At 50.1% G+C, this 12962-nt stretch carries 9 protein-coding genes; all 9 read left to right on the plus strand.

Annotation, left to right across the window (positions count from 1 at the left end):
- Positions 1–68 precede the first annotated feature (68 nt).
- The 9 genes from ACVBEF_RS03200 (at position 69) to ACVBEF_RS03240 (ending at position 12884) form a co-directional block, all read left to right on the plus strand.
- Positions 69–2924, plus strand: a complete 2856-nt coding sequence (locus ACVBEF_RS03200) for a 2-oxoglutarate dehydrogenase E1 component (protein ID WP_447122498.1) — start codon at positions 69–71, stop codon at positions 2922–2924.
- Positions 2925–3009: 85 nt separating this feature from the next.
- Complete coding sequence (gene odhB / locus ACVBEF_RS03205; protein ID WP_447122499.1) at positions 3010–4281, plus strand: 2-oxoglutarate dehydrogenase complex dihydrolipoyllysine-residue succinyltransferase; 1272 nt, start codon at positions 3010–3012, stop codon at positions 4279–4281.
- Positions 4282–4472: 191 nt separating this feature from the next.
- Complete coding sequence (lpdA, locus tag ACVBEF_RS03210; protein WP_447122500.1) at positions 4473–5900, plus strand: dihydrolipoyl dehydrogenase; 1428 nt, start codon at positions 4473–4475, stop codon at positions 5898–5900.
- Between the two features lie 93 nt (positions 5901–5993).
- Positions 5994–6317 (plus strand): hypothetical protein, encoded by a 324-nt coding sequence (locus ACVBEF_RS03215; protein WP_447122501.1) that lies wholly within the window; start codon positions 5994–5996, stop codon positions 6315–6317.
- A gap of 157 nt (positions 6318–6474) precedes the next feature.
- Positions 6475–7572, plus strand: a complete 1098-nt coding sequence (gene zapE / locus ACVBEF_RS03220) for a cell division protein ZapE (RefSeq protein ID WP_447122502.1) — start codon at positions 6475–6477, stop codon at positions 7570–7572.
- Between the two features lie 114 nt (positions 7573–7686).
- Positions 7687–8532 carry a hypothetical protein gene (locus ACVBEF_RS03225; RefSeq protein WP_447122503.1) on the plus strand — a complete coding sequence of 282 codons (846 nt, stop codon included), beginning with the start codon at positions 7687–7689 and terminating at the stop codon, positions 8530–8532.
- Between the two features lie 321 nt (positions 8533–8853).
- Positions 8854–9054 carry a YdcH family protein gene (locus ACVBEF_RS03230; RefSeq protein ID WP_447122504.1) on the plus strand — a complete coding sequence of 67 codons (201 nt, stop codon included), beginning with the start codon at positions 8854–8856 and terminating at the stop codon, positions 9052–9054.
- A gap of 125 nt (positions 9055–9179) precedes the next feature.
- Complete coding sequence (locus tag ACVBEF_RS03235; RefSeq protein ID WP_447122505.1) at positions 9180–11246, plus strand: ATP-dependent DNA helicase; 2067 nt, start codon at positions 9180–9182, stop codon at positions 11244–11246.
- A gap of 183 nt (positions 11247–11429) precedes the next feature.
- The gene (locus tag ACVBEF_RS03240) at positions 11430–12884 is read left to right on the plus strand and encodes a Ppx/GppA phosphatase family protein (protein WP_447122506.1); all 1455 of its coding nucleotides are present in this window, start codon (positions 11430–11432) and stop codon (positions 12882–12884) included.
- Positions 12885–12962 lie beyond the last annotated feature (78 nt).

The following is a 12962-nucleotide window of genomic DNA, read 5'->3' on the forward strand; positions in this document are numbered from 1 at the left end:
GTCAGGCCGTGTCGCGGAAGGTTATGTTAACCCGCTAATCTCGCGTTACGCGAAGAAAGGTGAGCAAGATGATGCAGCAATATCGCTCCAATTCATATCTCTTCGGAGGTAACGCACCGTACATCGAAGAGCTGTACGAGTCTTACCTCGACAATCCCGGATCTGTTTCAGATAACTGGCGTTCATATTTTGACGCCATGCAACATGTGCCTGCAGTCGATGGCACTGATAAACCTGATGTTGCGCACGCGTCGGTTATTGCGTCGTTTGCCGAACGCGCAAAGCATGGTCCTATTCGTACAATTTCTGCTTCAGCTGATGCTGAAATGGGTCGTAAGCGCGTCGCAGCTACCCAACTGATTGCAGCCTACCGTTACCTCGGTTCGCGCTGGGCAAATCTGGATCCACTGCAACGTCAAGAACGTTCGGTCCTACCAGAATTGGACCCAACTTTTTACGGCTTTACCGATGCGGACATGGACATTGTCTTCAACATCAGTAATACCTACTTCGGTACCGAAACCTCCACGCTACGTGATTTGCTCAATTCCTTGCGGGATACTTATTGCCGCTCGATTGGCGCTGAGTTCATGTACGTCAGTGATCCTACCGAAAAGCGCTGGATCCAGGAACGTCTGGAATCGACCCGTTCGGCACCGACCTTCACTGTAGAAAAGAAAAAACACATTCTTGAACGCCTGACCGCAGCAGAAGGTCTGGAACGTTACCTGCACACACGCTATGTCGGTCAAAAGCGTTTCTCGCTTGAGGGCGGTGAGAGTTTCATCGTTTCACTGGATGAAACGATACAGCGCGGCGGCGAAAAAGGTATTCAGGAAATGGTAATCGGGATGGCCCATCGCGGTCGTCTGAACGTTCTGGTCAATACACTGGGCAAGATGCCGCAAGAATTATTTGCCGAGTTTGAAGGTAAACACGGCGACGATTTGCCATCTGGCGATGTGAAGTATCATCAAGGCTTCTCCTCCGATATCACCAGCCCGGGCGGACCAGTCCACTTGTCGCTGGCATTTAATCCGTCGCATCTTGAAATCGTCAACCCGGTGGTTGAGGGTTCGGTTAAAGCCCGTATGGAACGTCGCGGCGACAAGGATGGCGCGCAAGTCTTGCCTATCCTGGTGCATGGCGATGCAGCCTTTGCCGGGCAGGGCGTTGTGATGGAAACCTTGAATCTGGCGCAAACGCGCGGTTACGGCACTGGCGGTACTGTGCATATCGTGATCAACAATCAGATCGGATTTACCACTTCAGACCCACGCGATTCACGCTCAACGCTGTATTGCTCCGACGTCGTCAAGATGATCGAAGCGCCGGTATTGCATGTCAATGCGGATGATCCGGAAGCGGTGGTATTCGCAACCCAGATCGCGCTCGATTATCGGGTCGAGTTCAAGAAGGACATCGTTGTAGACATCATTTGCTACCGTAAACTTGGTCACAACGAACAAGACACGCCAGCGTTGACGCAACCGCTGATGTACAAAAAAATTGCCCAGCATCCAGGTACGCGTAAAGTTTACGCAGACAAGTTGACTGCGCAAGGCACGATCGCCCCGGATGAAGGCGATGCGATGGTCAAGGCCTATCGCGATGCGATGGATGCCGGTAAGCACACGGTTGATCCGGTCATCACCAACTTCAAGAGCAAATATGCGGTTGATTGGCTGCCATTCCTGAATCGTAAATGGACTGACGCCGCCGATACTGCCGTGCCACTGGCTGAACTCAAGCGTTTGTCCGCACGGATTACGACTGTTCCTGAAAACTTCAAGGTACATGCCTTAGTTGAAAAAGTACTCAATGATCGCGCCACCATGGGTCGGGGTGAACTCAATCTCGATTGGGGTATGGGCGAACATCTGGCATATGCGTCACTGGTTTCTTCCGGTTACGCGATTCGCTTGACGGGTCAAGATGCTGGTCGCGGCACTTTCGTTCATCGTCACGCGGTATTGCATGATCAAAACCGTGAGCGTTGGGATGCTGGTAGTTATATTCCGCTGCAAAATGTCTCAGATCAACAAGCGCCATTCAATGTGATTGACTCAGTGTTGTCGGAAGAGGCGGTACTCGGTTTTGAGTACGGCTACTCGACTGCTGAACCAAACACGCTGACTATCTGGGAAGCGCAATTTGGTGACTTTGCCAATGGTGCACAAGTCGTTATCGACCAATTCATCAGCTCTGGCGAAGTGAAATGGGGCCGTGCTTCTGGTCTTGTCATGATGCTGCCGCACGGTTATGAAGGTCAGGGACCAGAGCATTCATCGGCACGTCCGGAACGCTTCTTGCAATTATGTGCAGATAACAACATGCAAGTAGTGCAACCGACTACGTCGGCGCAGATTTTCCATCTGTTACGTCGCCAGATGATTCGCTTGTTCCGTAAGCCGTTGGTGATCATGACGCCGAAGTCCCTGCTGCGCAATAAGGATGCTGGCTCGCCATTGTCTGATTTTGCCAAGGGCTCTTTCCAGACTGTCATTGGTGAAGTTGATACCAAGATGGATGCTAAGAAGATCAAGCGCGTTATCGCCTGCTCGGGCAAGATTTATTACGATCTCGTCAATGCCCGCAAAGAGCGCGGTCAAACTGATACGGCCATTATTCGTCTTGAGCAACTGTATCCATTCCCGCATAAGGCATTTGCTGCCGAGTTGAAGCAATTCCCTAACTTTAATGAATTGGTATGGGCGCAGGACGAACCCCAAAATCAAGGGGCATGGCTACAGATTCAACACAATATTTTTGAAAATCTGGGTGATGGTCAAAAGCTTGCCTATGCAGGTCGTCCAGCCAGCGCATCGCCTGCCGTGGGTTACTACGACAAGCATTACGCGCAGCAAAAAACATTGCTCGATACCGCATTTTCGAAGCTCAAAGGCTTTGTTCTTACCAAATAACTGAATACTGAAACAAAGGCGTGCCGGACCACTGTGACACCGTGATAAATGGCACGCCTGATTCAATCCCAATACGGAGAATTTCATGGCACTTATAGAAGTTAGAGTCCCCCAACTATCAGAATCAGTCGCTGAAGCGACCATGTTGCAATGGCATAAAAAAGTTGGCGACCCAGTCGCACGCGACGAGAACATGATCGATATCGAAACAGATAAGGTCGTTCTTGAGCTGCCAGCACCAATGGATGGCGTGATTGTACAAATCATCGAACCCGATGGCGCAACCGTAGTTGCAGGTCAGCTCATCGCGATGATCGATACTGACGCTTCGGCTAAAGTCAGTCCGATGGAGGTATCTGCATTACACGTGCCACAAACTGATGCAATCAGTACACCTGTCGCTGCCGCAGAATTGTCCAGCAATACGGCAGCCGGTATCGCCATGCCAGCAGCAGCTAAATTGTTATCAGAAAACAATCTGAGCGCTACGCAAATCGCAGGTAGCGGCAAAGATGGTCGTGTTACTAAAGGCGATGTCCTCAATACCCTGGCGGCAAAACCTGCTGCACAAGCTCCAGCTCCAGCGCCAGCACCTGTTGCGGTCGCAGCCAAACCTGCATTGCAACAAGTTGCGTCACCAAAAGCAAAACTGGAAGAGCGCCCGGAAGAGCGCGTGCCAATGAGCCGTTTGCGTGCGCGTATCGCTGAGCGTTTGCTTCAATCGCAAGCGACTAATGCGATTTTGACGACATTCAATGAAGTCAACATGCAGCCGATTCTCGATTTGCGTGCCAAGTACAAAGATAAGTTCGAGAAAGAGCATGGCGTAAAGCTTGGCTTTATGTCGTTCTTCGTTAAGGCCGCTGTTGCTGCGCTCAAGCGTTACCCTATCGTCAATGCTTCGGTTGATGGTAACGACATCGTTTATCACGGCTATTTCGATATCGGTATTGCTGTGGGCTCACCACGTGGTCTTGTTGTCCCGGTATTGCGTGACGTTGATCAAATGTCGATTGCTGAAATCGAAAAGAAAATTGGCGAATTCGGCGCGAAAGCACGCGATGGTAAGTTGACGATGGAAGACCTGACCGGCGGTACGTTCTCGATTTCTAATGGTGGTACGTTTGGTTCGATGCTGTCGACGCCGATCATTAACCCCCCGCAAGCTGCGATTTTGGGTGTGCATGCCACCAAAGACCGTGCTGTGGTCGAAAAAGGACAGATCGTCATTCGTCCTATGAACTATCTGGCGATGTCTTACGATCACCGGATCATTGATGGTCGTGAGGCAGTATTGGCGTTAGTTGCCATGAAGGATGCACTGGAAGATCCAGCACGTTTGTTGCTAGACTTGTAATTAAAAAACAATTGCGCTTTGATGCCGGTCGAACGGATGCTCTTCATGAGATTCACGACGGCCTCAAGTGCATTGTTTTTGTAGTAGTAATGAATACCGAATTTACTAAATAAATGACTAAGCGCCTTTATCTAAAGTATCGCGTGATGCTTTTGACGCTAAGAGCACTGTAAAAAAATCGAAGGAAAACTATGAGCAAGCAATTTGATGTCATCGTCATCGGTGGCGGTCCTGGCGGTTATATCGCAGCAATTCGCGCTGCCCAACTTGGTTTTAGCACCGCTTGTATCGATGAGTGGAAAAATGCCAATGATGGCCCGGCACCGGGCGGGACCTGTACCAATGTAGGTTGCATTCCATCGAAGGCACTTCTGCAATCTTCCGAGCACTTCGAACATGCGGGCCATGCTTTTGCCGATCACGGTATCGATATCAAGGGGCTGAGCTTGAATCTGCCACAGATGCTGGCGCGTAAAGATACGGTGATTAAGCAAAATAACGAAGGTATCTTGTATTTGCTGAAAAAGAACAAAGTCACCTTTTTTCATGGCCGTGGTTCGTTCGTCAAAGGTGATGCTAACGGTTATGAAATCAAGGTTGCAGGCAAGACCGAAGAATCCATCAGCGCCAGGCACATCATTCTGGCGACTGGCTCCAACGCCCGTGAATTACCGGGCACAGCCTTTGACGAGAAACTGATTCTCTCCAATACCGGTGCATTGGCAATTGGGGCCGTACCGAAAAAACTCGGCGTTATTGGCGCTGGTGTGATCGGTCTGGAAATGGGCAGCGTCTGGCGTCGTCTGGGTGCTGAAGTGACCGTACTCGAAGCACTGCCAGCTTTCCTCGGCGCAGTCGACGACCAAATTGCCAAAGAAGCCGCAAAATTATTCGCAAAACAAGGCCTGAACATTAGTCTTGGCGTAAAAATCGGCGCCATAACTACTGGCAAAAAAGACGTCACGGTGGAATACACAGACGCCAAAGGCGAAGCCAAAAAAGCTGTATTCGACAAGTTAATCATCTCGATTGGCCGCACCCCAAACACCATCGGGCTCAACGCTGAAGGCGTTGGCTTGCAACTTGACGAACGTGGCTTTATTAACGTTGACGGCGACTGCAAAACCAATCTGGCAAATGTCTGGGCGGTGGGTGATGTTGTGCGTGGACCAATGCTTGCGCATAAAGCGGAAGAAGAGGGCGTTGCGGTAGCCGAGCGTATCGCCGGTCAACATGGTCATGTTAATTTCAATACCATTCCCTGGGTCATTTATACATCCCCTGAAATCGCCTGGGTTGGAAAAACCGAGCAGCAATTAAAAGCCGAAGGCGTCGCCTATAAGGCCGGTACGTTCCCGTTCCTGGCCAACGGTCGGGCCCGTGCACTGGGTGATACTTCCGGTATGGTGAAGTTTTTAGCCGATGCCAAGAGCGATGAAATTCTAGGTGTTCACATCATCGGTCCAATGGCTTCCGAGTTGATTTCCGAAGCTGTTGTTGCAATGGAATTCCGCGCCTCCGCTGAAGATATTGCCCGTATCTGTCATGCGCATCCGTCATTGTCAGAAGCGACGAAAGAAGCGGCGTTAGCCGTTGATAAGCGTTCCCTGAATTTCTAGGAAATCACGATGCGTCATTTGTTTCTGCTGCCTTTACTGTCTACTGTATTTTTTGCCGGTTGCGCGACAACGGGATCAAATGATGGACGTATCATGATTGAAACTCGCTCGCAAGGGCAGCCGCTCTCAGCGACGAGTTGTATGTTAAATACCGACAGCGGGACATGGAAATTAACCACGCCTGATGACGTCTTTATACCGGTTACAGATGGCGATTTGCATGTTGTTTGTAGCAAGAGCGGTTATCGCGATACAGAAACTATCCTCAAGGCGCCTCCGGGTATCAGTTTTCCGTACATGGGGATTGGTGCTGGTACTGGAGGTGCAGGCTTTGCAGCGCTCAAGAATTTTCCGGTCGACGGTGGTAAAACCAGTCCTTATCCTGGCCGGGTGACGGTTGAGATGGAACCATTGTAGATATTCCAGTAATCCGCTTTGTAAGTCAGAACGCCAGACTTTCGATTTAGCGTGGGTGAGCAAAGGCTCGCCCATTTTTGTTTTTACCTATATTTGTAAATTGTGCGCTCACCAACGAGTGGCAAGTTTGGCAGCGTAGGCATTGAAGATTGACACTATGAACGTTCTGGAATTTTACGAACAGACGCTGACCCAGCGCGGATTTACTTCCGATGCTGCGCAATTACAGGCTGTAGAACGGCTGCAACAAGCCTACGATGAATGGGTGGGCTTCAAAAACCAGCGTTCAAACTCTTTCAAACGTTTAATTAATCGTCCCGATGTCCCGCGTGGCATCTATATGTGGGGCGGCGTTGGTCGGGGTAAGTCGTTTCTGATGGATAGTTTTTATTCAGTGGTCCCGGTAGTGCGCAAAGTCCGTTTGCATTTTCATGAATTCATGCGTGCCGTACATCGCCAACTAGACGAGTTGAAGGGCGTTGAAGATCCCTTGGATGAAGTCGCCAAACGTATCGCAAAAAAATATCGATTGATTTGTTTCGATGAATTTCATGTCTCCGATATTGCCGACGCCATGATTTTGTATAACTTGTTGAGAGCGTTATTTGATAACGGTGTGTCATTTGTGATGACCTCCAATTATGAGCCAGGCACGCTCTATCCCGATGGCTTGCATCGCGATCGGATGTTGCCGACGATCAAACTCCTGCGCGATAAGCTCGATGTGATGAACATTGATGCAGGGATTGATTACCGCAGGCGCGCCATGGATCTGGTCGATAGTTATTACACCCCCCTCAATGGCGATAGCGATCGCTCCTTGCGCCATGCCTTTAGCGGCATTGCCGAAGTCGCCGATGAAGACCCTATCGTCGATATTGAAGCCCGCAAGATCAAATCATTGCGGCGCGCTGGCGGCGTTATCTGGTTTGATTTTGCAACACTGTGCGGTGGCCCCAGATCGCAGAATGATTATCTGGAAATTGCTAGTCGCTTCCATACGGTGATATTGTCCGGTATCCCGCAAATGTCAGCCGCGATGTCCTCTGAAGCACGCCGTTTTACGTGGCTGATTGATGTATTTTATGATCATAAGATTAAGTTAATTATGTCAGCTGCAGTCGCGCCTGAAGAGCTGTATACCGAGGGTATGCTGTCCAATGAGTTTCATCGGACCGTCTCACGTATTAGTGAAATGCAATCTCTGGAATATATGGATTCAGAGCAGCGCGCCAAAGCGGATGCGATTGCGTAAGCGTGGTGCCAGCATCAATTGTGGCGTTGAATAATCGTATCATCCTAGAAATGGCAGTAGCGTGGCTGCCGTTTCTAGGATAATGCAGTACCGTAAAGAAATGGATCGAACCCCATGAAAATAGCCCCTTATGTTGTTCATAACCAACCCCCTGCGACGCAAGTCATCGGTGTTTGTCAGCGCTTCTCGTCAATGCTCACATTGGCTGCTGTGTTGATGTTGGGCGGCGGTGTAACCGGTCCTGCATGGGCGCAAGCCGGTAGCGTCATGCCTGTCGTCTCGGTTGATCCCAATACAGTATTAGATGCATCGATACCCGCCGCAGATTTTGTGGCACATCATCCAATCGGTTCGGTAAGTTCGGTGGTTGGCGCCGATGCAGTTCTAACCGACGTCAGTAAGGCACGTGCTGAGGTTGAACTGCGTAACCTCAATGAACAACGCATTTGCTATAAAAAGTTTTTTGTTAATCATTGTTTAAACGCTGCTAAAGAGCAGCGCCGTCTGGCATTAAAGCAAATTCGGCCTCTTGAAGTAGAGGCCAATGCCTTTAAGCGCCGTGCCACTGCGGATGATCGTGACAAAGCGTTGGCCGATCAGGCGATTAAAGAGGGGATCGAAGCACCGAAACGTGCGCAAGACCAACAAGAAAAACAAAGCTCAACTGCACGTAATGTAAAAGAAGCTGGCGAAAAAGCGGCTACCGTTGAAGCTAATACAAAATTGCATGCAGGTGAGGCAGAAAAACGTGTTTCGGATAATGCAGCGAAATTGCAGCGTATTGAGCAAACTGAGGCTGCGAAATCGTCTGAGCGCGCTGCTAATAGAGCTGCATTTATCAAAAAAGGTCAGGATGCTGCGGAACGTCAACGTGAAGTAGCCGAGAAGAAGGCCGAAAAAGAACGTCAGTTGGCTCAAAAGAAGGCATCCCAGGCACCAGCTGTACCCGCCCAGCCCTGAAGCTAGAGAACGATGTGGTAAATGAAATGGCCCAGATAATGACTGGGCCGTTTTTTTACATAAAGATTTTCCGATGTGCTGGTCCGTTTCTACTTTGATCTTATATTGGCGCATTCGCCCGGGTAGATTAAACTGCGTTGTTGTTATGCGTATTTTGAAATTCGGGGTAACTCAACGTCAATTCAGCGACGTTTGATGAGAAAGTCATGGCTAAGGACGTAAATGTTTTATGGCTTTTGTAAAGTTATACGTAAAAATTATCTCTGTTCGTTTTGAGATAATTCTCTAAAATTCATTGAATTTGATTGCTGGGATGTGACTATGCTAGATCGGGAAGATATTCACCGCCGCATTATTGCGCTTGAAGTTGAACATCGCGATCTTGATGCGGTGATTGATGTGATGGCGAACGATCTGCGGCGTGAAGAGTTACAATTGCGACGCCTGAAGAAGCGGAAACTACAATTAAAAGATCATATTACGCTGCTAAGAATGCAATTAATTCCCGACATTCCTGCATAACTACACAAGGCTGCTCATGCTCACTCATTTTCACTCATGCCAGAGCAGCTATATAGTCCATTACCTCTGCAAATGTTGTTCATTTTGTTCCTGAGTTGTCCCAAATCTGATTACCGTAAGTTACCTTGACCGAAGAACGATCCTCCTCCCTTGCCGCAAACCACCCGCCCGTTCCCGCTGGCACGCACGACGCCGACATTGATCAATTATTTGGTCCTGTCGGACCTCTAGGACAAGTTGTCGGTGGCTTTCGCCCTCGGCTAGCCCAAACCGATATGGCGAAAGCAATTGCCGAAGCCATTGCCCAACAAACAACACTGATTGCGGAAGCCGGTACCGGGACGGGTAAAACCTTTGCCTATCTGGTCCCGGCGTTGTTATGGGGCGGCAAAGTCATCATCTCTACCGGCACCAAAAACTTACAAGATCAGTTATTTTCGCGTGATATTCCTACCGTACGCAAAGCGCTCAGTGCGCCAGTATCGATCGCCCTGTTAAAGGGCCGCGCCAATTATGTGTGCCATTTCCATCTTGAGCGGACGTTGCAAAATGGCCGGATGACCTCACGCGAGGATACCGGCCATTTGCGTGAGATTTCACGCTTCATGAAGACCACCAGTTCAGGCGATAAGGCCGAGCTGGCAAAAGTCCCGGAAACCGCCTTGATCTGGAATCTGGTGACCTCAACCAGAGATACCTGCCTTGGTGCGGAATGCCAGTATTACCAGGATTGCTTCGTCATGAAGGCGCGCAAAGAGGCGCAACAAGCTGACATCGTCGTGGTCAATCATCACCTGTTCTTTGCCGATGTCGCCCTAAAAGATACTGGCGTAGCCGAATTGCTCCCGTCAGCGAACACCATCATTTTTGATGAAGCCCATCAATTGCCAGAAGTTGCCACTTTATTTTTCGGCGATACGGTGTCGACGTCGCACATTCTTGAACTATGCAGGGACGTGTTGGCCGAAGGTCTGTCGCATGCCCGCGATGGTGCTGACTGGGCCAAGGTCGTCATGCCAGTCGAAAAGGCTGCCCGTGATTTACGTCTGGCATTTCCCCAAGACGTAGTGCGTTTATCGGTGAGCCAGATCGCGCCATCAAGCATCTTCTTCCCCGCGTTGGAGACCTTGCGTCAAGAGTTCGACGGTATGATAGCGACGCTGGAAAAACAAGCTGAGCGTGCTGAGACCATCGAACAATGCCGTACCCGCGCCGTTGAGCTCGGCATGCGGCTCGATGCCTGGAACAAGCAAGAGTCAGCGACCAAGAGCACCAAGCCCAAAAACAGCATCAAGGACGCCGTGCATGGCGACGCCGAAGGGCGCGTGCTCTGGGTCGAGGCATTTTCTACATCATTGCAACTGCATCAGACTCCGCTCTCGATTGCCCCTATTTTCAATAAGCAGCGCGAAGGTACGCCGCGGACCTGGATTTTTACGTCGGCCACGCTAGCGGTAAAAAATGACTTCAAGCATTACGCCGCACAAATGGGGTTGACCGGTGAGCCTGCTCAGTCCTGGCCCAGTCCGTTTGCGTACAACGAACAAGGTTTGCTGTACGTTCCACAAAACTTGCCGCAACCAAACTCGCCCGACTATACCGATGCGGTGATCGATGCCGCGCTACCGGTCATTGAGGCCGCTGGCGGTCGTACTTTCCTGCTCTGCACCTCGCTGCGTGCGGTTAATCGTGCAGCGGAACGATTGCGTGCAGAGTTTGAAGAGCGCAAATTGCCATTTCCATTATTGGTGCAGGGCGAGGCGGGCCGTACAGAATTATTGGACCGTTTTCGTGCCGCCGGTAATGCAGTATTGATCGGCAGTCAGAGTTTCTGGGAAGGCGTTGACGTTCGTGGCGAAGCGTTGTCGCTCGTCATTATCGACAAACTCCCATTTTCTCCGCCAGACGATCCAGTCTTGGCCGCACGCATTGAGGCGTTGGAAAAGAAAGGCATGAATGGCTTCATGGACCACCAATTGCCCGCCGCAATTATTAATTTGAAGCAGGGCGCAGGTCGGCTGATCCGGGATGAGAGTGATCGCGGTGTGTTGATGATTTGCGATCCACGCTTGATTTCCAAAGGGTATGGCAAGCGTATCTGGCAAAGCTTGCCGCCATTCAAACGCACCCGCGAACTGAGTGTTGTTACCGAATTCTGGCGTGGTGCACCGCCGACAGACGAAAACAGTTAGTCGCCATCGATGCGCAATGAGGTTGTATTTCGCGATGAAGGATATAGGATTTGTAGGTCACCTCAGGATCTAAACTCGCTTGATAAGCGGTGTCATTCTCCTGTAATAATGCTGACTTATTGTCTATATTGATCCGTGGAAACACGATGATTATTTAATTCTTGGGTAGATAGAGAGGATGGTATGTTTGCAGCAGTTGATTTAGGTTCTAACAGCTTTCGTCTACATATAGGTAAATACAATGGCGATGCCATTCGTGTCATTAAAAGCGCACGCGATCCGATCCGCTTAGCAGCGGGTCTGGATAGCAAAGGAAATCTGACCGAGGTAGCGATGCAGAGCGCGCTTGATTCGCTCACGCGTTTTCGCGGCATCCTCGGGGATTACCAACTTGAAGCGGTCCGTGTTGTGGCCACCAATACACTACGTATCGCAAAGAACGCAGCCGCATTTTTGCCAGCAGCGGAAGCCGCGATCGGATACCCGATAGAAATTATTTCTGGCGAGGAAGAGGGGCGTCTGATTTATATGGGCGTCTCCAGTATGCTGCGTTTGCCGAATGAAAAACGGCTGGTACTCGACATCGGTGGAGGGTCGACCGAGTTGATTCTGGGGCGTGGCCAGCAAATCGAAAGAGTGGAATCATTTGGTATCGGCACCGTCAATCAAAGTCTGGCGTTTTTTGCTGATGGTAGTATCACCGCCGCTGCGTATGACGCCGCTATTCTTTCGGCGCGCAGCCACTTTGAAGACGCCGCACCACCGTATCGCCCACAAAACTGGACGAATGCTTATGGTTCATCCGGCACGATACGCGCCATTGCTGAGACCATCGACAAAAATAATCTCGGAGACAAGCGTTTATCCTACAAAAGCCTGGAGGCATTAAAGGCACGCTTTATCCAGATGGGCCACGTCACTCGGATTGACATGGTTGGTATGAAGCCGGATCGGGCCGCCGTGATGGTTGGCGGCGTTGCGGTATTAAGCGGCTTGATGCAGGAGCTGTGTATTGAAGTCCTCAACCCAATTGAAGCCGGCTTACGCATGGGCGTCATGTGGGATCTGCAATTGCGTGACACCCGTTTAGATCGCCGGGAGCAATCGGTGCGTGATTTTTCTCAACGATTTCATGTCGATCAATTGCGTGCCAATCGTGTCGCTGAAACTGCCAGCGCGCTGTTTGGTTTACTCAAGCCGAATGATGACGGACTAGAAAAATATCTGCACTGGAGCGGATTGCTACACGAAGTCGGTCTGGTGGTATCGCAAAGTGGCTATCACAAACATGCTGCCTATTTAATTGCGAATGCCGATTTGCCAGGTTTTACAACCCGCGAGCAAAAGAATATGAGCCAATTGATCCTTGGGCAAAAAGGGAACTTGCGCAAGATTAGTGAAAGTTTGTTGGATGCCGATTTTTCCAAAGCGGTCCTGGCACTACGACTCGCCGTCATGTTTTTACACTCACGTATAGAGGTCAATTTGGGTGAGTTGCGCGTCAAGATGAAGAGCAAAATTGAGCTCGACATCAAACGTGAATGGATTGCTGACCATCCGACTGCGACTTATTGGATGGAAAAAGAGCGGGACTGGTGGCGTGAAATTGGTGTTGAGTTTGCGATCAAACGTACCTGACTTTTGTTCTGTATTATCTCTATTCGAACGACAAATCCCGCCTGACTTCATTTCGGGCGGGATTTTTTTATGGCATCT

The organism is Glaciimonas sp. GG7, assembly GCF_052976905.1.